This is a genomic window from Roseburia porci, assembly GCF_009695765.1.
Lineage (GTDB): Bacteria > Bacillota > Clostridia > Lachnospirales > Lachnospiraceae > Roseburia > Roseburia porci.
The window spans coordinates 1-25,590 of the sequence record NZ_VUNI01000016.1 but is presented as its reverse complement, the minus strand read 5'-3'; the positions used below and the strand labels follow the sequence as shown (position 1 = coordinate 25,590).

Annotated in this window: 24 protein-coding genes, 2 tRNA genes and 1 pseudogene; all 27 read right to left on the bottom strand. The window is 41.1% G+C overall.

Going from position 1 to position 25,590, the window contains the following annotated elements:
• Positions 1 to 242: 242 nt before the first annotated feature.
• The 27 genes and pseudogenes from FYJ75_RS09670 to FYJ75_RS09545 all read right to left on the bottom strand — a co-directional run bounded on the left by FYJ75_RS09670 (position 243) and on the right by FYJ75_RS09545 (position 25,390).
• Positions 243 to 316, bottom strand: a tRNA-Met gene (locus tag FYJ75_RS09670).
• A gap of 26 nt (positions 317 to 342) precedes the next feature.
• Positions 343 to 415, bottom strand: a tRNA-Val gene (locus FYJ75_RS09665).
• A gap of 63 nt (positions 416 to 478) precedes the next feature.
• On the bottom strand, positions 479 to 3,028 hold the full coding sequence (locus FYJ75_RS09660; protein WP_154430244.1) for a transglutaminase domain-containing protein: 2,550 nt from the start codon (positions 3,026 to 3,028) through the stop codon (positions 479 to 481).
• A 12-nt stretch (positions 3,029 to 3,040) separates the two neighbouring features.
• Positions 3,041 to 4,147 carry a DUF58 domain-containing protein gene (locus tag FYJ75_RS14665; RefSeq protein WP_154430243.1) on the bottom strand — a complete coding sequence of 369 codons (1,107 nt, stop codon included), beginning with the start codon at positions 4,145 to 4,147 and terminating at the stop codon, positions 3,041 to 3,043.
• Between the two features lie 21 nt (positions 4,148 to 4,168).
• Positions 4,169 to 5,143 (bottom strand): AAA family ATPase, encoded by a 975-nt coding sequence (locus FYJ75_RS09650; protein ID WP_235907068.1) that lies wholly within the window; start codon positions 5,141 to 5,143, stop codon positions 4,169 to 4,171.
• 161 nt (positions 5,144 to 5,304) lie between these two features.
• The gene (gatB, locus tag FYJ75_RS09645) at positions 5,305 to 6,735 is read right to left on the bottom strand and encodes an Asp-tRNA(Asn)/Glu-tRNA(Gln) amidotransferase subunit GatB (RefSeq protein WP_154430242.1); all 1,431 of its coding nucleotides are present in this window, start codon (positions 6,733 to 6,735) and stop codon (positions 5,305 to 5,307) included.
• Positions 6,736 to 6,752: 17 nt separating this feature from the next.
• Positions 6,753 to 8,228: an Asp-tRNA(Asn)/Glu-tRNA(Gln) amidotransferase subunit GatA gene (gatA, locus tag FYJ75_RS09640; RefSeq protein WP_154430241.1), complete on the bottom strand. Its 1,476-nt coding sequence runs from the start codon at positions 8,226 to 8,228 to the stop codon at positions 6,753 to 6,755.
• A gap of 24 nt (positions 8,229 to 8,252) precedes the next feature.
• On the bottom strand, positions 8,253 to 8,540 hold the full coding sequence (gatC, locus tag FYJ75_RS14885) for an Asp-tRNA(Asn)/Glu-tRNA(Gln) amidotransferase subunit GatC (RefSeq protein WP_328596918.1): 288 nt from the start codon (positions 8,538 to 8,540) through the stop codon (positions 8,253 to 8,255).
• Positions 8,541 to 8,729: 189 nt separating this feature from the next.
• A pseudogene (locus FYJ75_RS14880) lies at positions 8,730 to 9,158 on the bottom strand (GNAT family N-acetyltransferase); the annotation flags it as partial.
• 55 nt (positions 9,159 to 9,213) lie between these two features.
• Positions 9,214 to 10,545 (bottom strand): aspartate--tRNA(Asn) ligase, encoded by a 1,332-nt coding sequence (aspS, locus tag FYJ75_RS09630; protein WP_154430240.1) that lies wholly within the window; start codon positions 10,543 to 10,545, stop codon positions 9,214 to 9,216.
• Positions 10,546 to 10,983: 438 nt separating this feature from the next.
• On the bottom strand, positions 10,984 to 11,916 hold the full coding sequence (locus tag FYJ75_RS09625; RefSeq protein WP_154430239.1) for an RsiV family protein: 933 nt from the start codon (positions 11,914 to 11,916) through the stop codon (positions 10,984 to 10,986).
• A 170-nt stretch (positions 11,917 to 12,086) separates the two neighbouring features.
• Positions 12,087 to 13,322 carry a [FeFe] hydrogenase H-cluster maturation GTPase HydF gene (gene hydF / locus FYJ75_RS09620; RefSeq protein ID WP_328596912.1) on the bottom strand — a complete coding sequence of 412 codons (1,236 nt, stop codon included), beginning with the start codon at positions 13,320 to 13,322 and terminating at the stop codon, positions 12,087 to 12,089.
• Between the two features lie 39 nt (positions 13,323 to 13,361).
• Positions 13,362 to 14,780 carry a [FeFe] hydrogenase H-cluster radical SAM maturase HydG gene (gene hydG, locus FYJ75_RS09615; RefSeq protein WP_154430238.1) on the bottom strand — a complete coding sequence of 473 codons (1,419 nt, stop codon included), beginning with the start codon at positions 14,778 to 14,780 and terminating at the stop codon, positions 13,362 to 13,364.
• Positions 14,781 to 14,797: 17 nt separating this feature from the next.
• Positions 14,798 to 15,823 carry a [FeFe] hydrogenase H-cluster radical SAM maturase HydE gene (gene hydE / locus FYJ75_RS09610; RefSeq protein WP_235907067.1) on the bottom strand — a complete coding sequence of 342 codons (1,026 nt, stop codon included), beginning with the start codon at positions 15,821 to 15,823 and terminating at the stop codon, positions 14,798 to 14,800.
• A 4-nt stretch (positions 15,824 to 15,827) separates the two neighbouring features.
• Complete coding sequence (locus FYJ75_RS09605; RefSeq protein WP_328596911.1) at positions 15,828 to 16,097, bottom strand: TM1266 family iron-only hydrogenase system putative regulator; 270 nt, start codon at positions 16,095 to 16,097, stop codon at positions 15,828 to 15,830.
• 279 nt (positions 16,098 to 16,376) lie between these two features.
• Positions 16,377 to 16,847, bottom strand: a complete 471-nt coding sequence (locus FYJ75_RS09600; protein ID WP_328596917.1) for a low molecular weight protein-tyrosine-phosphatase — start codon at positions 16,845 to 16,847, stop codon at positions 16,377 to 16,379.
• A 131-nt stretch (positions 16,848 to 16,978) separates the two neighbouring features.
• Positions 16,979 to 17,554: a TetR/AcrR family transcriptional regulator gene (locus FYJ75_RS09595; RefSeq protein WP_195838987.1), complete on the bottom strand. Its 576-nt coding sequence runs from the start codon at positions 17,552 to 17,554 to the stop codon at positions 16,979 to 16,981.
• 253 nt (positions 17,555 to 17,807) lie between these two features.
• On the bottom strand, positions 17,808 to 18,446 hold the full coding sequence (locus FYJ75_RS09590; protein ID WP_235907066.1) for a helix-turn-helix domain-containing protein: 639 nt from the start codon (positions 18,444 to 18,446) through the stop codon (positions 17,808 to 17,810).
• A 4-nt stretch (positions 18,447 to 18,450) separates the two neighbouring features.
• Positions 18,451 to 19,104 carry a phosphatase PAP2 family protein gene (locus FYJ75_RS09585; RefSeq protein ID WP_154430233.1) on the bottom strand — a complete coding sequence of 218 codons (654 nt, stop codon included), beginning with the start codon at positions 19,102 to 19,104 and terminating at the stop codon, positions 18,451 to 18,453.
• Positions 19,105 to 19,238: 134 nt separating this feature from the next.
• Positions 19,239 to 19,862 (bottom strand): DUF998 domain-containing protein, encoded by a 624-nt coding sequence (locus FYJ75_RS09580; protein WP_154430232.1) that lies wholly within the window; start codon positions 19,860 to 19,862, stop codon positions 19,239 to 19,241.
• 1 nt (position 19,863) lies between these two features.
• Positions 19,864 to 20,475, bottom strand: coding sequence for a TetR/AcrR family transcriptional regulator (locus FYJ75_RS09575; protein WP_195838986.1), 612 nt, complete (start codon positions 20,473 to 20,475; stop codon positions 19,864 to 19,866).
• Positions 20,476 to 20,622: 147 nt separating this feature from the next.
• Entirely contained in the window at positions 20,623 to 21,045 is a 423-nt protein-coding gene (locus FYJ75_RS09570) for a helix-turn-helix domain-containing protein (protein WP_154430230.1), read from the bottom strand.
• Between the two features lie 124 nt (positions 21,046 to 21,169).
• Positions 21,170 to 22,546 (bottom strand): sensor histidine kinase, encoded by a 1,377-nt coding sequence (locus FYJ75_RS09565; protein WP_154430229.1) that lies wholly within the window; start codon positions 22,544 to 22,546, stop codon positions 21,170 to 21,172.
• Entirely contained in the window at positions 22,534 to 23,196 is a 663-nt protein-coding gene (locus tag FYJ75_RS09560; protein WP_005359225.1) for a response regulator transcription factor, read from the bottom strand. The genes FYJ75_RS09565 and FYJ75_RS09560 overlap by 13 nt, the downstream gene beginning before the upstream one ends.
• A 14-nt stretch (positions 23,197 to 23,210) precedes the next feature.
• Positions 23,211 to 23,951 carry a lantibiotic immunity ABC transporter MutG family permease subunit gene (locus FYJ75_RS09555; protein WP_154430228.1) on the bottom strand — a complete coding sequence of 247 codons (741 nt, stop codon included), beginning with the start codon at positions 23,949 to 23,951 and terminating at the stop codon, positions 23,211 to 23,213.
• A 1-nt stretch (position 23,952) separates the two neighbouring features.
• Positions 23,953 to 24,684 (bottom strand): lantibiotic immunity ABC transporter MutE/EpiE family permease subunit, encoded by a 732-nt coding sequence (locus tag FYJ75_RS09550; protein ID WP_154430227.1) that lies wholly within the window; start codon positions 24,682 to 24,684, stop codon positions 23,953 to 23,955.
• Positions 24,677 to 25,390 carry a lantibiotic protection ABC transporter ATP-binding protein gene (locus FYJ75_RS09545; protein ID WP_005609481.1) on the bottom strand — a complete coding sequence of 238 codons (714 nt, stop codon included), beginning with the start codon at positions 25,388 to 25,390 and terminating at the stop codon, positions 24,677 to 24,679. Before FYJ75_RS09545 ends, FYJ75_RS09550 begins: the two co-directional genes overlap by 8 nt.
• Between the last annotated feature and the right edge of the window lie 200 nt (positions 25,391 to 25,590).

Here is a 25,590-nt window from a genome sequence, read left to right as displayed (position 1 = left end):
TTATAATTTCTTCAGTAATTGCGACATCATGGCAATTATCCGTAAATGTTTCGGATGTAACTAATATTAACATTTGCATAAATACAAAAATACTTAAATAAACATTTCCCCTATGGCAAAAGGTCCCGTTTTCGGGACCTTTTGTTTTGTGCAATTTGCCAGCCACTAAGTTAAAAGTCATCTTTTGACACCCTGATCCAATAGAGCCAAAAAATCCCCGACTTTCGTCGAGGATAATTGCGTAGCGAGAGGGGGATTCGAACCCTCGACACTGCGGGTATGAACCGCATGCTCTAGCCAACTGAGCTATCTCGCCATATGAAATTGTGATAAACACAAAAATGGGACCTACAGGGCTCGAACCTGTGACCCTCTGCTTGTAAGGCAGATGCTCTCCCAGCTGAGCTAAGATCCCAGTTTTGTCGTCCGCTCTCGCTGACGACTTATTTATTATATCTGTTGCGAAAAAAAATGTCAACTATTTTTTGTTTTTTATTTGAATTTTTATCCCTTCTTCTGGCAAAGCCCGAAATATGTTTTCACAGAATTGTGCCTCCTCACTGCTTATGCTTTCCTCTGAAAATGCAGCCTTTTGTACAATCTCCATGTAGTGTTCCCAGTCTGTCCGGTTTATTTCCGGAAAACTTCCGGTTAATATTTCAAGATACTGTCTGTCCGACAATCCGGATTTCCGAAAACGCTGTTTTCGCATCACCATATGATAGATTTTCCGGTTCAGCTGACGTACTGCTTTATTATATTGTCCTCTTTCCAGCTCCCTGGCAAGTTTTTTATTCCAGAACTGTTTTTTCTGCTTTGGTCGAACCACAATCAGATAGAAGCAAATCATCAGGAAACCGGCAATTACAATCATGATACTGATCCATTCACATACTTTCGTCCAGTTACTGTTCTCTTCATCTGTCTGTTTTTTCTGTGTCTGTCCATCTTTTGATGTCGTCTGTCCATGGAATCCTGTATCATCTGACGTCTGGTTCATTCTAACGTTGCTTTGCGTATTTTCCTCTGCCGTATTCTCATCCTGTGTCAGATCTTCACTTTGTGTATCTGACGGCTGCTGATCCTGCTGTGCTTCCTGTCTTTGAATAATCTTTTCCTTACCTTCATTATTCTTCTGAGTCTCAGATTTGGTCCACTCACTCGGAAGTTTCGTCTGATCGTCATCATAGCCCGGTGTCATCTCCATCGGCACCCAGCCATAATTGTTCAGATAGACTTCCACCCACGCATGCGCGCAGTTATCCTCCACCACATAATCTGTCGTGTCGTCTTCGCCGCTTGTTCCATTTCCTTTTGTGATATATCCGGTTGCATATCGTGCCGGCACGCCAAGTTCACGCAGGATAAATACCCCTGCCGATGCAAAATGTACACAATACCCCTTATGGCTTACCGAAAGGAAATACTCGATTGGATCCTGATTTCCCGGAGAATCCAGATATAAACTGTACATTCCACGGGCAGCAAGTTCAGAACTGACAAGCTGTGCATATATAATTCTTTTCATGTTCACAGCATCGCTCCCATAGCTGTCACCATAATCAAGCTCTGCAAGATCCGACTGCATGATCTCTTCTGCAATCTTTCCTGCTGTCACTTCCTGCGCTGGTACGGTCAGATAATTTGCTGCAGCATACTGATTATACCAGTCGAAAAACTCCTGTTCTTTGTCCCACAGTCCACCATAACTGTCTGCATACCAAAAAAGATTCTCTCCTGCGGTTTCCCAGTTAAACATATCCCAGTTCTGCAGATTTGCTGTCGCAAAAAAGGTTTTCTTTCCCTTTTCTTTGGAGATAAGATAATCCCCGGAAAGTGTAACATCCTTCATGCTGGAATAACTGCTCGCATACAGTGCATACGTATACGAATCCTGAATTCCGGTATATTCTACCGAATACTCTGTTGCAGCACCGGCATCTTCCGCCATTGCATTGATATACTGTGCATTCGCCAAAAGTTCTGAGCCTTCTTCCGATGAAATTCCATGATCAATGCATGCCTTCGCAAATACATCATCTGCGTTCATCCATTCCGAATTCTCATAATCGGAGCCATAATATCCACGAAGATACATACGCCCACCATTTGAACTGCCATCCATATGGATTCTCATTACTTCTTCATTGTTATACTTCGGTGTGTGATTATCCACACATCCATCTTCCATATTTCCATGGAACAGCTGAACTCTCAGATTTTTGAACGAGCTTTCCAGTTCGCCCTGTACCACTTTCATCTGCGTTTCTTTCGACGCAATATACTGTGCCGGTCTATTCAGACCATATGTCACAGCTACAACAACAAGAACAATGGACACACCAATCCAGATCATCCGTCTTTTCCCCGGAAAGATTTTCTTCCAGAATACACAGCCGCCGAGCACGATTCCAGCATAAAGCAGGATGAAAGCGCCCCATCCAGGTGTATAGCCAATCAGAAGTTCAAGCACGCATACGATCAGCGGCAAACTAATCATAAGCCACCATTTCCGGAATACTCCTGCAAGCATCTGAAGTACCGATGCAGCCACAACCACTCCAAAAGACAGTGTAAGTGAAATATATGCTGCGTCGCCACCGGAAAACTTTGCCGTGGTATTGTAATATTCATTCCACCGATCCAGATAAAGCTGTCCAAGTGCCATTCCTCCGTCTTCCATTGGTATTCGATGATTTCGGTAAAACAGATAACAGCCAAATGCAGTAATCACAAGGACTGCCAAATTTCCAATAAGCCTTCGCATCTTCTGTTCTGCCCCAGTCATCATTCCATTCCAGAACGTAAACACAGCGATTACCACAACGGAAAGAATCACTCCGGAAACATATACTTTCATATCTGGAAATACATCCTGTATCATCCAGACAGAAGACAGTAGAAAAAGAACAGCAATTATGCTGTTGCCAATGCAGCGCACAACTTCTGTCCACCCGGAGTTTTTGATTGTATTTCTATAGACCGGTCTGCTCTGCTGCCAGTCGATCAGCTTCTTCTGCTGTTTCATTTCTATCTCCCGCTACAATATAAGTTCCAGTTCATGAATATCCGCTTTTGCATGATCCTTACGGATCGTTTTAAGCAGCTTTTTGTCAAGTCGGATCTCCATTTTTTCATTCAATACAATATGATGCAGGATCAGCTCAGAACGGTACTTTTCTTTATAAAGTGCCTGAATATCTTCCTGCGCCTTGTCTTCTTTTTCATTCAGATAAAAGGCAAGAAACTGATAAAAACTTTCCTCATCATCCACGCGGATTCTTACAAGATCCATCGTCTGTCCACTAAACCATGCCACATAATGCGGACATCCTGCATCCATAAGCGAATAGGAAATACTTGCCGCTGCCATATAATAAATGTCCATCTGCCTTACATTGTCTTTTCGTGTGTTTCTTCCATGGGAATCAAGAAGCAATGTCACAGGGCATGCTTTCGGATGACTGTTTTCTTTTACCATCAGCTCATCCATTCTGGCACTGATTTTCCAGTGAATACTCTGAACCTTGTCCCCATTTTGAAATGGGCGGATCTGAAAGACTTCGTTCGCATCATCTCCGGCCTTTAATTCATCATACACTTCTGCCTCTCCAAAGAAATTCCGAACCGGTTCTGTCAGCCGCACAGACATCTCTTCCATCTCCGGCAGAACTTCAATACTTCTCGCCACACGCTTTGTGACTTTGCGGTTCAGATAAAAAAAGCCAGTCATATCATATACCCGGATCTTATTTAAAATGATCTCGTAGCTTCCAGCATAGAAAAAGCCAATCTCAAACTGCCGGTTTTCAGAAACACCGGACTCCATATCCAGGTAGATCCAGCGTTTTTCCTGTTCTTTCCCCTGAAAATTAACCGATATCTGATAGCCGATCTTTCGGTTATTTTTACCGGAACGATTGTGAATCTCTGTATTGATCAAAACCTTCTGCCCTTTTTCCGCCAGTGCGATTGGAATGCGAATGACCGGTTCAATCTCCGCCGCAATCAGATTCATATATACCAATGAAATCAGCATTAACAGCAACAGGCAGAAAGCAAACATTGCAATCGGTGCACTTCCATAAATCATAGCGGTATAGATCAGCAGAACAATCATGATCAAAGCTGTAACATATCGTTTCACCCAGATTCCTCCATCCAACTCTTATTCCATATATGAAGCAGGCTGCTGGACTTCTGAAAGAATCTTTTGCAAAACTGCCATTTCTGTCACATGTGAAACTCTCGCCTTCGTGTTCAAAACAATACGGTGTCTTGCCACATCCGTAAAAACAGCGGCTACATCCTCTGGAAGCACATAAGTTCTTCCCTCCAGAAATGCATGTGCCTTTGCCATCTTTGTACATGCGATCGTACCACGCGGGCTCACTCCAAGTTCAATATATGCATTTTCTCTGGTTGCAGACATAAGCTCCGCAATGTATTTGTAAATACTGTCATGAACATGTATCTGTCTGACATATTCCTGTAATTTTTCCAGCTCATCCGAACGTAAAATACTGCTGACCTGGTCAATATCCGACTTTACGCTTCGTCCCTTGGCAATCTCGATCTCACTGTCCAGTTCCGGATATCCCATGCTCATGCAGATCATAAAACGGTCCAGCTGTGATTCCGGAAGCAGCTGTGTACCGGCACTTCCTTTTGGATTTTGTGTTGCAATGACCACAAACGGTTCCGGCACCTTATGGCTGATTCCATCCACCGTCACCTTGCCTTCCTCCATAACCTCAAGAAGCGCAGACTGTGTCTTCGGAGATGTACGGTTGATCTCGTCTGCAAGAAACAGATTACACATAATCGTTCCCTGATGATATACAAACTGGCCTGTTTCTTTCTGATACATTGAAAATCCAAGGATATCCGCCGGAAGCACATCCGGGGTAAACTGCACTCTGTGGTTCACCAGCGCCATTGCCCTGGAAAATGCGATTGCAAGTGTTGTCTTTCCCACACCAGGAACATCTTCGATCAGAATATGTCCCTCTGCAAGAATCGCTGCCAGTGCCTTCTCAACACATTCATCTTTTCCTTTTACAACTTTTTTTACTTCATCCATCACAGCACGTGCCATAAAATAAGCACGTTCATGCTGGTCTTTTGCGTCCAAGTACCCCATGTTTTACCTCTCTTTACGCTAATATATTATGATTTTATCACCTTTTTCCTGTCTGATAAACACAAAAACACCATCTTCATGAACTCTTAAGAATTCCACAAGAATTTCCAATTGTAAAAAAATGCAGCAGATCGCTCCGCTGCACTTTTTCATCCATTTTCTTATAAAAGTTCTTTTAAGATCTGGTTGACCATAGCCGGATTTGCCTTTCCTTTCATGGCTTTCATCGTCTGTCCTACCAGATATCCGATTGCTTTTTCCTTACCGTTATGATAATCAGCAACCGATTGCGGATTGTCCGCAATGATCTGCTCAATTGTTGTTCTTAACGCACCTTCATCATTTACGGTCTTTAATCCTTTTTCTTCCACATACTGTTTTGGATCAACATCGTGATAGAAAATCTCCTCAAATACTTCTTTTGCCACAGTGCTGTTGATCGTTCCAGCCTCTGTCAGTTCAATGAGTTCCGCAAGATTCTTTGGTGAAAACTTCAGATCCTGCGCATCCATCTCATTCTCTTTCAAAAGACGCATAGTCTCAACCATAAGCCAGTTGGATACTTTTTTCGGTTTTCCGCAGAGTTCTGTTGTCGCCTCAAAAATATCTGCCATATGTTTGGATGCAGTAATGATCTGTGCATCATATTCCGGAATATCATATTCCTTTTTGTAACGGATGAGTTTCTCTGAGCGGAATTCCGGCTGTTTCTTTCTGACTTCTTCAATCCACTCATCTGAAATAACGATCGGTACAAGATCCGGTTCCGGGAAATAACGGTAATCCTGCGCATCCTCTTTCGAACGCATTGCATGAGAAGATTCTTTATTGTCATCCCAGCGTCTTGTCTCCTGAACGACACTTCTTCCCATCTCAATCAGTTCAATCTGACGTTCTCTTTCGCCTTCAATCGCATGTGCAATTGCCTTAAAGGAGTTCAGGTTCTTCATCTCGGTACGGGTTCCAAATTTTCTTGCTCCAACTTCTCTTACTGAAATGTTGACATCCGCACGCATGGATCCTTCATTCAATTTACAGTCGGATGCTCCCAGATACTGGATTGTCTCTCTTAACTTCTCAAGATATGCAATAACTTCATCTGCAGAACGCATATCCGGTTCTGATACGATCTCGATTAACGGTACTCCGGAACGGTTGTAATCGACAATTGAAACATCTTCCCACTCATCATGAACCAGTTTACCTGCATCTTCCTCCATATGGATCTCATGGATTCCGATTACTTTCTTTCCTGCTGCTGTCTCAATCTCAACCCCGCCATTTCTGCAGATTGGCAGATATAACTGTGAAATCTGATAGTTCTGTGGATTATCCGGGTAAAAATAGTTCTTACGGTCAAATTTGCAATACTGGGTAATACTACAGTTTGTTGCAAGACCAACTGCCATTGCATACTCAACTACCTGCTTGTTCAAAACCGGAAGTGATCCCGGCATACCGGTACATACCGGACAGGTATGTGTATTTGGTGCGCCACCGAATTCTGTGGAGCAGGAGCAGAAGATCTTGGTCTTTGTTGCTAATTCTACATGGACCTCAAGTCCAATGACTGTTTCATAATTCTTTGCCATTTTCCTTCTCCTCCCTTCTATGCTTCACACGCCACATCAGATAACGGGCTGTGTTTCATATCTCTTGTCTGTTCAAAACTATATGCTGCACGAATGATGTTCTTTTCCTTAAAGCAGTCTCCGATCAGCTGTAATCCGATCGGAAGTCCTTTGGAATCCATTCCGCATGGAAGAGAGATTCCAGGAAGTCCTGCAAGGTTAACTGAAATCGTATAAATATCTCCAAGATACATTTTGATCGGGTCGCTTAAGCTTTGTCCAAGCTTTGGTGCTGTTGTCGGAGCAGCCGGTCCAAGGATCACATCATATTTTGCAAACGCTTCATCAAAAGCCTTTTTGATCAGAGCCTTGACACGGAGTGCTTTCAGATAATATGCATCATAATATCCGGAACTTAAAACAAAGGAACCAAGCATGATTCTTCGTTTGACTTCAGGTCCAAAACCTTCCGAACGGGTCTTTTTATACATATTGTGCAGTTCTTCATACTCGCTGGTACGATATCCGTATTTTACGCCATCAAAACGCGCAAGGTTTGAGCTTGCCTCCGCACATGCGATTACATAATAAGCCGGGATTGCGTACTCCACAAGTCCAAGATCAAACTCCTCAACGACTGCGCCTTTTTTCTCCAGTTCCTTTGCAGCGTCGAGTACCGCTTTTTTCACTTCCGGATCTAAACCTTCTCCAAAATAATCTCTTGGAATTCCAATTTTCATTCCTTTCACATCATCCACAAGCGCTTCTGTAAATTTCAGATCTTCTCTCAAAACAGAAGTGGAATCCTTGGTATCATGTGCTGCAATACATTCCAGAATGGTTGCGCAATCGGTAACATCTTTGGCGATCGGTCCAATCTGATCCAGAGAAGAACCATATGCGATCAGTCCGTAACGCGATACTGTACCATAAGTTGGCTTGATACCGGTCACACCGCAGAAAGAACTTGGCTGACGGATTGATCCACCTGTATCGGAACCTAACGCATACGGAACTTCCTCAGCTGCTACTGCTGCACAGGAACCGCCCGATGATCCTCCTGGAACATGTTCTGTATTCCATGGATTTTTCGTTGCTCCATAAGCGGATGTCTCTGTTGTACTTCCCATTGCGAATTCATCCATATTGGTTTTTCCGATGATTACAGCACCTGCATCCTCCAGACGTTTTACGGCTTCCGCTGTAAAAGTCGGGATAAAGTTATACAGGATCCTGGATGAACATGTTGTGAGCATTCCCTCTGTACACATATTATCTTTGATAGCAACCGGAACGCCTGCAAGCGGTCCGGTCAGTTTTCCTTCATCGATCAGCTTCTGTACTTCTTCTGCTTTTTTCAGCGCTGCTTCTTCATCTACTGTCACAAAACTGTTTACTTTTTCTTCTTTTGCATGAATTGCATCAATTGCTGCCTGAACAGCTTCAGTAACAGTTACTTCTTTTGCTTTGATTTTTCTGCCTAATTCTACGGCAGTGAAACTCATTAAACTCATTTAATTTCCTCCATAGCCTTAAGCTTATTCTCCAATGGTCTTTGGCACCTTGAAACCGCCATCCTTCTTAGAAGGAGCGTTTGCAAGCGTTGCCTTGCTTCCATCGCCGTTTGTAACAACATCTTCACGGAACACATTATTTACCGGGAACACATGGGACATCGGCTCAACACCTTCTGTATCCAGTTCATTCAGCTGATCAATATAATCCAGCATCTCTCCGATATCTTTCTTTGCCTGTTCCTTTTCCTCATCATTCAGCTCAAGCTTTGCAAGAATTCCTACATATTCGATCGTCTCATCCGAAATCACGTTTTTACCGTTAACTTTCGTTGCAACTGCTTCCTGTTTTACGACCGGTTCTTCTTCCTCAAATGCAGCAAAGCCTTCAGACTGAAGAAGAGCTGCTGAACATCTGATCTTCGCATAATGCATGCAGTCACAGATTCCGGTATTATTCCAGTCAGAAGCCTCCGATGTTCCCTCATACTTCATGCCGCATTTTTCCATAACTTTTGCAGAATTCGTATTGTGTACATCGCATCGTGCTTCTACACGGTTTGCACCAACTTCATCGAAAAAGAAACGCATCACTTCAGCCAATGCCTCTGATGTATATCCCTTTCTCCAGAATTCTTTGCCAATGCAGTAACCGATCTCTACCGACTGTACCTTTTCATTCATGCCGACTGCACTGATGCTTCCGATCACCTGTCCGATCTCTTTTAATTCGATTGCCCACTGGTAAACATCGTTATCAATGGTCTCATCTTCCCATCTGGTGATCACATCCTCCGTCTGATCCAGATCTGTATGTGTCGGCCATGTCAGATATTTGGTAACTTCCGGATCCGATGCCCAGTTCTGGAACATGTCGGATGCATCTTCTATCGTAAAACGTCTTAAGATCAGACGATCTGTCTCTAACATTTTTGTTCCTAAATGCTTCACTTTGTTTCTCCTTTCCAATTGTTGCTCTTCATTCCTATGGTTCCAGACGGCTTAAATCTCTTGGGAATAAAGTTGCTTCACGCACATTTTCCTCGCCGATCAACTGCATGGTAAGACGTTCGAGACCGATACCAAGTCCACCATGTGGCGGCATGCCATGTTTGAAAGCAGACAGATAATGTTCCATTCCTTCTGTCTCCATTCCACGCTTTTGAATCTTTTCCATAAGTTTGTTGTAATCATGGATACGCTGTCCACCCGTTGTAATCTCAAGTCCTTTATACAAAAGGTCAAAACTCAGTGTAAAAGTCTCATCCTCCGGATCATCCATTGCATAAAACGGTCTCTTTTTCGATGGATAATGTGTTACAAATACAAAATCTGCACCACACTCTTCTTTAAAATACTGTCCGATCAGTAATTCTTCTTCCGGCTCCAGATCATACGGATTCCGGATCTTTCTGTCATATTTCTTTGAGACGAGTTCCTTTGCTTCCTTGAAACGGACACATGGGATCTGGTCCACTTTTGGAAGTGTCAGACCAAGGATTTTCAGCTCTCTTGCATACGATGTTTCAAGAAGCTTCATGGTATACTGTAAAAATCCGGTCTCCATAGCCATAATATCCTCAAATCCATCGATGTATCCCATCTCAAAATCAAGACTTGTATATTCATTCAAATGACGTTTGGTATTATGCTTCTCAGCACGAAATACCGGAGCAGTCTCAAACACCCGGTCAAACACGCCGACCATCATCTGTTTGTAAAACTGCGGGCTCTGCTGCAGAATCGCCGGTCTGTGGAAATACTCTAATTTAAAGAGGTTGGCTCCACCCTCGGCACTTTTGGCTCCAAGCTTTGGTGTATGGATCTCTGTAAATCCCTGTCCATATAAGAAATCACGAAAACCTCTTGTGATTCCTTCCTGAATACGGAACACAGCACGTTCTCTGATATTGCGCAGTGCAATTGCACGGTTGTTCAGCTTGGCATCCAGTGAAGTATTCATCTTCCATTTGGAAATCTGAAGCGGCATAGCCTCTGCCGGTTCTGATAAGATCTTCACGGTGTCCAGTCTGAGTTCAAATCCATTTGGTGCACGGTCTTCCATCTTGACCGTTCCTTCTACCTCAACGGTATCCGCTTCTTTCAGATCCTGAATATCGAATCTGGATTTGCCTTCTTCATACACACACTGTACCAGGCCTTCTCTTTTACGCAAAACGATAAAAGCAACTTCGCCCATATCCCTTATGGTATGGATCGCGCCCTGTACCTTAATGTTCTTTCCCTCATAATCAGCAGAAAGGATCTCGCTGATCTCCAAGGTGTCTTTCTTTGCTACTCCTGTCATAAATTCCATACGATTGTACGCTCCTTTTCTTCCGCATTACGCGGTGTTATGCAAATGCCAGAGCATCTGCGAATGAAGGTGCGGGACGGAATCTAAGATTTTTCCATAAAACAAAAACCCCTGAAACAAAATTGCTGAACAACTTTGTTCCAGGGGCGAAATTCTTATTCATTCCGCGGTACCACCCGCATTGAAAAATGATAACATCATCTCATTTTTCCACTCAACGTGCGTAACGTGCACTTACGTATCAGCCTACTTGAATCGCTTCCTGTTCAACTGATCTGCTCCGGTAGTGTTCCCGTAATCTCCTCTTTCAAACAACGCTCTCAGTCGGTGACGCTGTATTCCTGTCGATGTCTGAAGATCCGAGTCTCCTTCAACGCTTTACTATGTTAATGTTGTAAATGTTATACCATATAAAAATTTCAATTGCAAGAAAAAATTCTAAATTTTTTTAAAAATATATTGTTCTTTTATTCCAGCCAGCTGATCTGCTTTCAATCGGAATGAAAAAGCACCGGATGCATACGGTCCGAAAATATAAGGATCGATCACAATCTCCATCCCTTCTTCCGTAAGTGCAAACGTCCCATCCTGCAGTATTGCAGACGAAAAATCCGTTGTGTCCACATCATAGAATCGATCCGCATAGTCTTCGCTTTTTGAAATATCCTGCACCAGTGAGATCACATTGGCCTCAAACTGCTTTGTATCATCCGAAAGATCATTCCAGCCAATCACATCCCCCGTCTGTGCATCAAAGTTCAGACAGTGATAGGAATAATCGCCATGCGCTCCCTGAAAATTGACATCGATCCGGACACAGATGCTGAACACCTGTTCATCATTCCGGACAATGCTGCTCTGATAATAAAGTGCATATGGGCTAAACTTCTGCCGTTCTTCCTTTGGAAGCGTTTCCTGATATGCCTGATAATCCGTATATCCGCTCTTTGCCTCCGCAAGTGTAGAGTCCGAGTTCTCCTTTGCTTTCGAAAGATCGTCATTCAACGCCTGATTCACCTTATCTATAACAGCCTGATCTCCCTTGCCTCCGGTGATCGTATAATACTGATAGCTGGAAACAAAAATCTCTGTCTGATCCTCTTTCTGGTCATTGGAATCACTCAGACTTTTCACCTCAAAATAAGCATCCTCTTTCTCGACAGCCTCAGCTTCTTCCGTATCTGACAGCTCTGTATCTTTTTCTTTTTTGGTGTCCTTTTTAACATGTTTACTTTTTTTAACGGATTCACCTGCATCCGTTTCAGCCTGCCCCTTATCCGCATTTATCGCCTGCTCGACTGTCTGGTTTCCACAACCGGCCAGAAGAATCATGGCTGCAATAACTGGAAGAAAAAATCTCTTTTTTTTCATCACTATCCCCTCCCTGTCATATGATATATCCGGTAATTGCGAAACTATTGAAATTTACTCTGACATGTACTGTAAGTACATGCTTAGTTAAAATTTTAATAGTTTCGCAATTAAATATATATTATATCAAGTATATCATAATTTTTGACAAAATTGGGATAAAATCCAGGCTACGGCTTTGTAACCTGATCTAAAATGCCGGTAAGATGCGCAATCGTAACTCCATAATTCGTCATCGGCACCTGCTGGGCTCTTGCCCGGTCAATTCTGGAAAGTACATATTTCCGGTTAAACATGCAGGCTCCACACTGAATGATCAGATCATATCCACTGACGTCTTCCGGGAAATCCGTTCCACTCACCATATCTATGGTCAACGCTTCTCCGGCGCGTTTTCTTAACATGCGCGGAAGCTTTACTCTTCCAATATCTTCTGTCAGAGGTGCATGTGTACAGCATTCCGCGATCAGCACTTTCGAATCCGCCTTCAGACTGTCGATTGCTTTTGCCCCTTCCAGATAATACAAAAGATCGCCTTTATAAGCAGCAAAAAGCACAGAAAAAGAAGTCAGCATACTTTCTTTTGGTTTGTGTTCATAAACATACCCAAACACCTGGGAATCAGTAATGATCAGCTTCGGCGGTTCCTTTAAAAGTGAAAGCATCGTCGTAAGCTTGTCGGTTGTCACACTTACCACAAGACATTTTTTATCTAAAAGTTCACGGATTGTCTGTACCTGAGGAAGGATCAGGCGGCCCTTCGGCGCCTGAATATCCTGTGGCATAACAAGAAGCACCAGATCATCTTCCTTTACGAGATCTCCTGTAATAAATTCTTCCCCGTAATTCTCTGGAAGCAGACGTGTAAGCGTGGATTTTACTTCATCCATCCCATTTTTCGTCCTGGCACTGACCATAAGAACTTCTTCTCCGGTCTGCTTTTTCAGCCAGTCTGTCAAAATTCCTGCCTTCTCACTGTCCTGATCCGCCTTATTTACAACAAAAAATACCGGTGTATGTCTCTCTTTAAACAAACGATACCACTCAGCCTCATCCGGAAATCTTTCGCTTAACTTTCCCTGTGGACATACTCCTGGGTCCGTTCCTGCTATGACAATGACTGCGATATCCGTCTTTTGTGCTGCAAGCTTTGTCTTTTCCACTCTTTTTGCACCAAGCTCGCTTTCATCATCAAATCCGGCTGTATCAATGATCACGCATGCACCTAACGGCTGGATCTCCATCGGTTTATACACCGGGTCTGTAGTTGTGCCTGCCACATCAGCGACAATCGATACCTTCTGTCCGGTCAATGCATTGATCAAAGAAGACTTTCCACTGTTTGTTTTTCCATAAACACCAATATGTAAGCGGTTTGCAGATGGTGTTTCATTGAATGATGCCACTACACTTCCTCCTTTTTCAACTAAAAATGCCTGTCACAATTAAAAACGGAAATCACGTTTTCCTTCTGAAATATCATGAATATGTTCATATGCTGTCTGTTTTACCTTTGGATTGGTGATCTTCTCAAGCTCACGGTCGATTAAAGCCATACCAAGTGTTCTTGTCTCCTCACTCGCATAATCCTCCAGATACTCTTTTAAAGTCATAAGTGCGTTCGGATGACAGCAGTTTAAAATCTGCATGCTTTTGCAAAGTGCCATAAAACGGTCGCCGGTTCTTCCCTCTCTGTAACATGCAGTACAGAAACTTGGAATATAATCCATTTTGATCAGCCAGTTTACAACTTCATCCAAAGTTCTCTGGTCGCTGACATCAAACTGTTCTGAGCTCTCTTCTTCCGGTTCTGCCTCAGCATAACCGCCGACACTTGTTCTGGATGCTCCTGAGATCTGTGATACACCAAGTGGAAGTACTTTTTCACGAACCTGCTGACTCTCTCTTGTAGAAATGATCATTCCTGTGTATGGCACTGAAATACGGATCAAAGCACAGATTTTCGCAAATGTATCATCTGTGATGCCATTGTCAAACGCACTCGGATCAATATCATCCGCATGTTTGATTCTCGGTACACTGATGGTATGTGGTCCGACACCGTGTACTGCCTCTAAATGCTCTGCATGCATCAGAAGACCGGCAAACTCATAACGGTACATCTCAAGACCGAATAACACACCCAGTCCCACATCATCGATTCCACCTTCCATGGCACGGTCCATTGCCTCTGTGTGATAAGCATAATCGTGTTTTGGTCCTGTCGGATGCAACTTCTCATAACTCTTTTTATGATAAGTCTCCTGAAACAGGATATAGGTTCCGATACCGGCTTCTTTTAATTTGCGGTAATTCTCTACCGTAGTCGCTGCAATGTTGACATTGACACGGCGAATTGCACCGTTTTTGTGCTTGATGCTGTATATTGTCTTAATGCATTCCAGGATGTATTCAATCGGATTATTCACTGGATCTTCTCCTGCCTCGATTGCAAGACGTTTGTGTCCCATATCCTGAAGTGCTGTTACTTCCTTCACAATCTCTTCCTGTGTCAGTTTTTTTCTTGCAATATGCTTATTTTTCATATGGTATGGGCAGTATACACAGCCATTGACGCAGTAGTTTGACAGATATAACGGAGCGAATAATACGATACGGTTTCCGTAAAAATCCTTCTTAATCTGCTCTGCAAGTTTATATACCTCATCGATTTTCTCAGGAATCTCACATGCCAGAAGCACTGATGCCTCCCTGTGTGTCAGTCCTTTTCTCAAACGCGCTTTGTCAATAATTGCGTCGATCAGTTCGACATTGTCCTTATTGGCATCCGCATAGGCAAGTGTATCTAAAATTTCTTCGTCTGAAATAAATTCTTCTGCTTTTAATGATTTAACGTTATACATTTTCTTTTCCTTCCAACTTAAATATAATCTCCACGGGATACTACGACCTGATAGCCGATGCTTTTCATGCGGTTTTCCATGCAGAACCGGCATTCGGCCGCCTCATCTCCGGTGCAGATCTTGTTATCATACAATTTGTATTTATCCCTTACATCTACCGGTGACAGATTCGGCATTACAACATTGGCTCCGGACTGAATTCCAAGTTCACGCCCTTTCGGGTGAATTGTTCCAAGAGCCGTAGTTGCCGGTAAAAGTACATGCGGATGGATCAGCCGGATGATCGAAAGCAGCCGTAACGTCTGCTCCATCGTTCCTGCTGGTTCCCTGGCAAACGGTGTATCTTTCTGTGGGATAAATGGTCCAATTCCAACCATATGTGGCATCAGTTTCCGAATAAACTGCAGATCTTCATATAAAGTCTCTGTCGTCTGCCCAGGAGAGCCTACCATAAATCCACATCCAACCTGATAGCCGATCTCCTTCAAATCCCAAAGACACTGTTTGCGATGTTCCAAAGAAAGTTCATCCGGATGCAGCCTTCTGTAATGCGTCCCATTTGCTGTTTCATGGCGAAGCAGATAACGATCCGCGCCTGCATCAAAATATCTCTGATAACTCTCTTTGCTTTTCTCACCGATCGACAGTGTGATTGCACAATCCGGATGTTTTTGTCTGATCTCCGATACCAGCTCGCAGATCCTCTCATCCGTAAAATAAGGATCCTCCCCACCCTGAAGTACAAACGTACGAAAGCCCAGTTTATATCCGGTATCTGTACAGGATAAAATCTCTTCTTTTGTAAGGCGGTAACGATCGGCGCAATGGTTGCTTCTTCGTATTCCGCAGTAATAACAGTCGTTTTTACAGTAATTCGTAAACTCGATCAGCCCGCGTATAAACACCTGGTTTCCATAAATCTTTTGTGCTGTCTGCACTGCTTCCTCACGAAGCATTTCCAGACAATCTTTGTTCTCCGTTGTAAGCAGATATTCCAGCTGTTCTATGCTGATATCCCGCCTGCATTTGATCTCCTGGATCATCTCTCTAGCTGTTTGTTGCATTATTTCCGGTTATGTTGGAATATACCGTTTTTACTCCGATACCATTCAGACGACCGATCTTACCGGAAAGTGCACTGATGATATCCTGTGGTGCATCAATTGCAACACTGATAATATTCAGATTGCGTTCCCTGTAAGGAATTCCCATCCGTCCAATAATATAATGTCCGTACTCATGCAGAAGATGATTCAGTTCTTCCACTGAATCCGGATTCTCTACAATAATTCCAATCAAAGCAATTCTGGTTTCCACAATATTCCCCTTTCTTCATGACCTGGTTATTTACAGAACTTTTCTATATAACAAAAAAGCCATATCTTCCGTAGAAGATACAGCCAAAATATGCATACAAAAACAAGAAACTGCCTGTCCAGTCTCTTTCATACCTATGTTCTGCCGGTTTCTTCCACATCAATCTAATTTCTGTGTTAGTGACAAATTATCTTTATCTTCCAGGCGCAACAACAAGAAATACTCATCGAAGCGTGTGTCAGATGAGAAAATTTTATCATGTAGCCGACAAAATCACAATTAAATCTTATTATGTTCTTTTAAATATGCAAGAAATGCAGTACATCCTGTTACCACATCACGATATGTTTCATCGTAGCAATCATAATACCAGGGATCTCTCACCGATTTTGATTCATGGTTAAATTCCAAAAGTAAATGTATTTTATCCCCTGCCTTATGACCTGTCATCCTTTCGATATTGGATATATTCTCCATGTCCATACCGATAAGGTAATCGTAATAATCATAATCAGAAGCCTTTAATTGTACTGCCCTTTTTCCTTCACAGCTTAAGCCATGCTTTGCTAATTCAGCTTTTGCCGGAGGATACACCGGGTTACCTACTCCATTCCAGATTTCCTCTGTGCTTGTGGCTGCCGACGCAATTTCAAACTGCTCTGCAAGCCCACGCTTTGCAACCATGTCTTTTAAAACAAACTCAGCCATTGGCGATCTGCAGATGTTGATAAAACAGCCAAATCTTCCTATCTGCTCTAATGTCTCTACCAACTTGTTCTGATAGTGATTTACAAATCCATCTTTGCAAGTAATCGAAAAAACAATATTCGGGATTAGAATTACAATAACAAATGTCAGTCCGCATAAGTTGAAATATTTATTCATAACTTTGCTCCCAGTCCTTTCAAATATGTAATGCCTGTGTTGTGGATCATCTGAAACATATTCTCCTTTGTATCCTTGACAATCCCGGATGCAATCAGCGAACCAATTCCATGTGTATATATAATCATTGTCATAGAAAAATCTGTTGCCTGACTTACAGTAATTCCAAGCCTGTCTGCTAATGGTTTGTAAATTCCTGTATTATTCTCAGTATTCAACTGAAATCCTGCACTTAAAAGCTGACTCCTGTCTCCCATATAGAGAAACTGAAAAAGCATTGGCTTATCAAGCGCCAGCTCAATCGTCCCTCTGCCTCTTAGCTCAAATGCTGATAATTCATCAACAGCTTCCTTTCTGCGATAATATTCTTCTTCCACATATTGCTCTGCAAACGGGATTAGCTCTGTTCTCAAACCGTCCATACCGCCAAACTGCCATGAAATCGGTGCCGTAGAGCATCCCAGCCTTTTCGCTACCTCTTTAATATTTAGAGCTGAATATCCACTCTCCATTACAATATCCAATGCTGTTTTCAGCATATCTTCTTTTTTAATTTTAGGACTACTTGGCATATTAACCTCCATATGTAATTATTCAGTACCTTCATAATTACATTTCGCAGATTCATGAAAATTCGCTATGCGAATGGAATCTGCTCACACCAGAATCATGTTCTTACGACCTCATCAGCAAGTGATTCGGTCTGTGCTGAATACTCACCTTTATATTATAAATTAGTTTATTGTAAATTCATTTATAGTATAGCACACTGAATAAACATGTCAAGGCTTACCATCTCTTTTCCAATGCAATCCCTATGTTAATTCAAGCATCCTTACGCTCCTTCATACCGCCTTTCCCAATAGCATAAAAAAGTAACCCGCCTTTTATCATCAACTGAAGAAAAACTATCACAACGCAATAGGTTTCTCTTACCATTGAAAAATACAAGACCGCTATCATGCTGATCAATACGGAACTGATAGTAATAATATCTTTTCCCTTATCTATATGCATATAATTTAATACTATTTTTACAATTCCAAGTAGAACGAATGCCACAATCAGAACCCAGCAGATAATACTAATCCAATTATTTTCCGGTTTAAAATTCCAGAGATTCACTGCTATTACAGAGTTATCCATCTGTCTGGAGTATAGAGGCAATAGTGCAAGCAAGATTCCGATTAAATCAACAGTTCCAAACAACACATCACATATTCTTTGGATATTTGACCTGTTTTCCTTTTCAGCAATAGATACCAAAGCGTCTGCCGACAGAAGTTCATCAATCGAAATGGAAAAGAAGCCTGCTATTGCTTTTAATGAATCAATACTGGGATATCCTCTGCCCGATTCCCATTTTGAGATTGCAGTTCTCGAAACATATAGCTCCTCTGCCAGTTCTTCCTGTGTGAGGTTTCTGCTTTTTCTTAGTTCCTGTAATTTTTCATGAAATTCCAAATGATCACCTCTTATCATGCATCAAAACGATTGCTTTATATATCAGATAAGAACCTGTACTTAGCAGGATTGCACCAACAATATCTGTCAGCCAGTGAACTCCTGCAACAGTTCTTCCGATTACCATAAAAAGACTAAATGATGCTGTCACAAATATAAGTATTTTTCGCACAAGTCCTTTCTTCATCCGCCTTTTCAATTCAAATATTAAGGTCGGCATTACACTTAGCACAAGGAGTGTTGTAGACGATGGATACGATGCTTCCATTCTTCCTTCGATAAAAATTGGTCTGTAATTAATCGGTATCATCTCAAAAATCAAATACTCCAAAATTACAATGACATAAAACACACCAAGCATTCGGATGTCAAAATCCACCTTTAAAAGTTTTCTTCTTTTGATCCACTGACATAATCCCAACAGTCCAAAACCCATGCATACAAATACAGCAACAAGACCAAGCCAGTCTGTGATGGTATAAATTTTCATATGAACACCTGTCAGGTTATGAAACCAGACATTGATTGTCGAAAAACCAATATCTGTTCCGTCTATTCCTTCCGGCTTCACATCAAACACCTGAATCATAATTGTCCATAAGACAAATCCCAATAAGTATATCACTCCACCGCACATGTTTCTTCTTTCATTTTTCATAATTTCTGTTTATCCTTTCTCTTTGCTTGTTTTACTCATGAGCTGATCCTAAAGTAACAAACATATTGAAAGAATGAAAGAAACGCCTGGTAACATGCGCGATACGAATCGTCACACCCGCATATTTCCTTAAATCATAAGTCAATTCTGAACAATTCTATTCCCAGCACTGCATTATATCCTACTGCCGCAAAAACGCTGAACCGCTCAACAACACCAAAATATTCTTTCGATACGATATTCATTCCAAGTGCACCAACTAACATCATTCCCAGAGCAATTCCTGCAAACACACCGAAACTGCGATATTCTTTCCTCTTCACTCCTGCTATGATAAGTATAACAAGCGAAACGATGGATAGCAGTACAACTAAAATCGTTGAAAGAATATGCATTTTATCCTGAAATGTCCCTGCATAGCCACTATCACTTAACGGAAACACGGAAAATCCCACTGCCGATATCCACTCCATTGCGGTAAACAGATAGATTCCGGTTCGTAGTAACCTGCTTCCTTTTCCCTGTATCCCTGCGCAAACCATCATGGCACAGATTAAAGTACAAATATTATACAGGCTGCTAAGCTGATTCCACAGTCGCAGAGACGGAGCATTCGTAGCACTCAGATCACTGACTGCCTGTGCCATCCAGTTATATCCGGGATAAGCAAGTGGAGAAAACACAACCGCCGCTGTGTAAGAAAGTAATGCCACAATTCCAAGCAGTCCACAATAATTCATAAAATTCTTTTTTCTCATGTTAATCACCAGCTTCCACTTGATTCTCCGTACAAAACCATTTCAGATATTCATCCAGAAGATTTTTGGGTTCTTCATCATATCCATACTTCTGATCCAGTTCATAATCCATCAGTCCATGAACCGTCATTGCAAAGCTTACTGCACTCATATCAGCATTTTCAAAATGAAGCAGCTTGTGTATCACCATTGCATAAAATAGCTGTTTTGTTGCAATGATCATTCTCTCAGTTTCTTCCGCAACGATTCTGGCTGCCATCGGCTGAATGCTACGCTCAGAATATATAACCTTATAAAATGTAAGCAGTTTTTCCTGATGATTCATATTGACATAACCTTGCACCACTCCCTGCAATACTTCGTATGCAGTTTTCCCTTGAAAAAGCTGGCTGAAATCCACAGGCTTTATATTGGCATTTTTCTTGGACTGTTCTCTGAGAAACTGATACATTGCTTCCACAATTTCATCCTTGGATGAAAAATGCTTATAAAGCGATGGCTTTTTGATACCAATCTTATCAGCAATCATACTCATGGAAACTCCCGCAAGTCCTTTTTCGGCAGCTAACTCTAACGTTGTCAGAATGATTTCTTCTTTTCTGTTTGTGCCCATTGTCATTCTCCATTAAAATAATCATTTAATAGCCTGTAAGCTATCGTTCGTTAGCTTTATAATAATACATCCAAAGAGAATATGCAAGTCCTTTTTCAATAAAGCGAATGCTATACTGATTGACTTGCATATTATAAGCTCATCTCTCTAATTGTCATTTTCTTTATTAAGATACAATATGGCAAATAGCACCATTAATCCAAGAAGTACCCATGGCAATGCAGCCGAAATAAAATCAATGAACGGGTTGCCGTCAAATACATTCCCAAGAATAATCATAACAACACCGATTACAATAGATATCCATGCAAATTTGATAACGTTATTTTCAGCTTTGGCTACTTTCATGTCTCTTTCAATTTTATTAAGCAATGTCGCATCTCCTTTCAATAATTCGTCCAGGCTTAAATCATATAATTCACTCATTCTTATAATGCTTACAATATCAGGTAGTGATTTTCCATTTTCCCAGTTAGAAATAGTCTGCCTGGAAACATTGAGGTCTTCAGCAACCTGTTCCTGTGTAAGTTTTTTTATAGTACGAGCATTTTTAATTTTATCAGCTATCATAATTCTGTATGCCTCCTTCTTCCATGAGATTACAGCAAACGTAGTAGTAATGTCTATCAAAAGGCTTTTACATATTAGATAAAAGCATGTAAAATTTCTTTTACATAGCTTAATTGCGGTCTATTTAGCTTGTTTCTTGACTACTCAGGAAAAATATTTCTACCCTCGCCCCACCTGTATTTTCAGAATTTGAAAGTTTAATACCTCCACCATATTTTTCAGCCACAGTTTTTGCAAAAAATAGTCCCATCCCATAATGGGCTTCGCCATTTCTACTTGTGTCATCCATAAAAAACTGCTCTGTGCCATGCAATAATGCTTCTTTTGTAAATCCTGATCCGCTATCCTCCACAATGAATGTCAGCCGGCCATCCTGCTCCTTTGCGTCAATATAAATGATTCCATTTTCTTTTGTATGCTCCACTGCATTCTGAATCATATTCATTACGGCCCGGAACATTGGATCATAAGCAATCGTTACCTTTTTATCACTTTGTCCCGCCTTCCAATCTATTTTCTGGTGATAGATTTCTACCAGTCCGAGTGCCTGTTCCTTTATATCTGCGAAAAAATCTTCTAACCTCACCGTTGTATAGGTAACATCACTGCAATTCCATGATTTTGTGACATCTATCAACTGTTTTACATAACTTTGTATCTGTGTTGTGCCGTTCAAAACATAAGTGATATTATTCTTCTGTTCTGTGGTCAGTTCAGTCTCTGAAAGTAGTTCTGCATTTCCCCGTACAATCGTAAGAGGTGTTTTAATATCATGCGCCAAAGCAGACATCTGCTGTTTCTTTTCCTGCTCTGTTTTCCACTGCTTTTCTAAAGATTCTTGCAATGCATCTCGCATATCATCGATTGCCGATAAACAGTCATCAAACTCTTTGATACCGGAACAGGATGTCTCATATTCCAGATTTTGATCCTTTATTTGTCCGATTGCGTCTAATACAGGCTGCATCTGCTTTTTGATTCTTTTTCCAAAACGTATGGACGGAATGATGATAATCGCTACCGCTCCAATCACAGACATAATAATCATCACATTCTGTGGTCCTATAAAATGCTCCCTCAAAAAAGCTGAATGATATTGAGGTGTCAGGCGATATTGCAATACAACATATTCATTTTCCCTTACAATTACTTTATAAAAATATTTCCCGGATGCGTTTCCGTACTTTGCAACATTCCATGCTATCTGTTCGTATTGTTCTGACAGATCTCCACCTATTTTCTCTCCATTCTCTGAAAAGATTACATAATCACAAAGTGCGGGAATCATCTCAGCAGTCACTTTATCTGCACGTAGAATCGTATCATATGCTTCATTAATCTTTTGCTCTGCATAATTTGCCGGATAAATACAGCCCACACTAATCAAAAGGTACAGCAGCAGATAAGCAACAATCACCAAACCAACTAATGATCCAAGCATGACCAGTACATATCTCATAAAAATCCTGCTGAGTGCATTGCTTCTCTTTACTCTTCCCATTTATATCCAATCCCCCAGACTGTTTTTATCGGTGTATAATCATAATCCGCAAATTTTGCTCTTATATTTTTGATATGCGTGATTATAGTACTGTCATTACTCTCATTGTCAAAGCCAAAGACCGCTTCCAATATCTGTTCCTTCGAGAAAACCTGTCCTCTGTTTTTAGCCAGAAATTCACAGATTTCGTACTCCGCTTTCGTAAGAGGAAGTTCCTTATCATCAACCAATAGTTTCTTTTGAGATATTTGAATACAGACCCTCCCCAAAACCATCCGGACAGAATGTTCCCTGTGCTCTCTTCTAAGATGTGCATTGATCCTTGCCCGAAGTTCCATCACTCCAAATGGCTTTGAAATATAATCATCTGCTCCTAAAGAAAGTCCGTTTACCAGACTGTTTTCCTCCGTTTTTGCCGTAAGAAACAAAATCGGACAATCCACAAGTATCCTAATTCTTTTGCATAATTCGAAGCCATCAATTCCAGGCATCATAATGTCCAGTAAAATCAGGTCATAACGATGTAATTCTTCCATATTAATTTTTAGTGGATTACTTACTTTGGTAACCAGATGTCCATCCTTATTCAAAATGCTTTCTATCATTTCCAAAATTGCCGGTTCATCATCAACTGCCAGTATTTTTGCCATAGTTTCCCTCGATTCTATTCCGATATTCTGTTTCCTTCCCAGTGGTTTACCCACCAAAAATAGTATACCATACTAATCCCTGTAAATATTAAGCAACCTGGTATGAATGACAACCATTCACCTACACTAGTTTCTCCCAATACAGATTGCAGATAAGTATATGGTACTCTACCCGCCCAGCAGACAAATACATATTTCCACACATAATCTCCAAGTCCGGTAAGCATCAATGCACTAATTAGTCCTGATATAATCCCTGCTCCAATGGATACCCCTTTTCCAAACTGAAAAGCCAGAATCAGCTGCCACAGATAAAGTGGAACACTGCTTCCCCACAGCAGCAATGCTGCAAATATACATCCTTTCATGATTTCGATATCGCTTGATGCGATTCTTCCAAATCCAATTCCGAATATGATTGCTGTCAATAGGATAGAGCACAGACACAAAACCAGTAGCATCAACAGTTTCGATAAAAATGCTGCAGGTTTATCCGGTAAAGACAACAGATTTTGAAAATCACCTGCATTTTGTTCCTGTTCCATCACACTTGCTGTAAAAATTCCAATAAGTACCGGAAGTCCTGCTCCTATTGCCTGATAAAATGCAATCACTTTCATATTTTCATTCCATGGTGAAAAAAAGTAATATATTAAAAATATAACGCTGGTTATAATCGGAATCAGTAAGTGTGCCAGAATCACAGATGTTCCTTTCATCTTTCGCAAGTCTGCATTAAGAGATCTTCCAATCATCTTATTTCACCTCTCTTCTCTCAAACCATTTCAAAAACAGAACCGTTACAAAAACAAACCAGATGATTGAGAGACACATTCCCGGAACAATGACTCCCGTATCCAAAAGAGGATTCCCTGCTTCTGCGGCAAGTCCATTTGGTAAAACATGAAGCAACGGGCACATCATTCGCATAGGGATTGCAGAAACAAGTACATACCAGATTCTGGTTTGTGATATTACCACACCGCTGACGGTAATAAATAGGCAGACGAACAGGTTTACAATCATTCCAAATCGTTCACTTAAAAATAAAGCTACCGGAATCTCCCATAACTCAGAAACCGTCAGAAACAATACTGCAATCAACGCTCCTCCAACTGGAACATGTGTCGTTAGAAGAAAGCCTCCAAGCGTTGCTCCTGCAAACACAATCACATTAGAAAACAAAATCATGTACCCAATATAAATAATTTTCCCCAGCAACAATTTTCTTCTGTCTGTGGGAATAGTCATTAAATGATAGTATTTTATCTTTTTCTCCTGCGCCACAGAAAGATAACAAAATAGAGCAATCATCCCCGGCAGCAAAAGTGTATACCACCAGTTCCAAACACTTTCTGCATAAGCATTTGTCATCCCAAGAGTAAATATAAATGCCATGACAAATGTAAGAAGAGGAAATCCCCAGAGAAACTTTTTTCGCATGGTTCTTTTGGCTTTTTGATGTTCTGCTTTTATAATATTAACCATGGATTTCACCTGCTTTCTGGTTTTTTCTTACCACATTCATAAACAAATCTTCAAGATTATCTCCCTGCTTTAATGCTCCTTCGTATCCTAAGATTCCACCTGAAATAATCCCGACTTTATCTGCAAGTAACTGTACCTCTGAGAGAATATGACTGGAGAGAATTACAGTGATTCCCTGTTCCGGAAAAGACCGGATCAGCTCTCGTAATTCCTCGATGCCTATTGGATCTAATCCATTCGTAGGTTCATCCAATATCAAAAGTTCCGGTTCTCCAAGCAATGCCATTGCAATGCCTAGTCTTTGCTTCATCCCCAAAGAAAACTGTCCTGCTTTCTTCTTTCCGGTGTTTGTAAGTGATACAATCTGCAAGACCTCATCAATTCTGTTTTCATCTGTACCAAGCAATAATTGTCTTACCTTCAAATTCTCTCTGGCGGAAAGATTTTCATAAATAGGCGGATTTTCAATTAACGCTCCTATTTTTGATAAATCTTTCCTATCCAAAAGTTTTCCATCAAAGTAAATCTTTCCTGCAGTTGGTTTCATCATACCGGTCAGCATTTTCAATGTGGTAGATTTACCAGCGCCATTCGGTCCAAGCAGTCCATAAATCTGTCCCTTTTCGATATTAAGTGAAACATTATTTACCGCTTTCTGTTTTCTAAAATATTTACATAGATTTTGTGTCTGTAACATCATTTCCATCTTTACTATCCTTCCTTCTATATTTCATTTCTTACTGAAATATAACCTAACAGAAAAAAATAAAGATTTGATGAAGGGCGTGTGAAAAAACGAAAGTTTTTTCATGCGTCCTTTTTATTATGGATACAACAGTAGTTATATTTCATAAAACGTGTATAATTCCCCTTACCCCATAAGAAAGGCTATTATGGAATCCTATG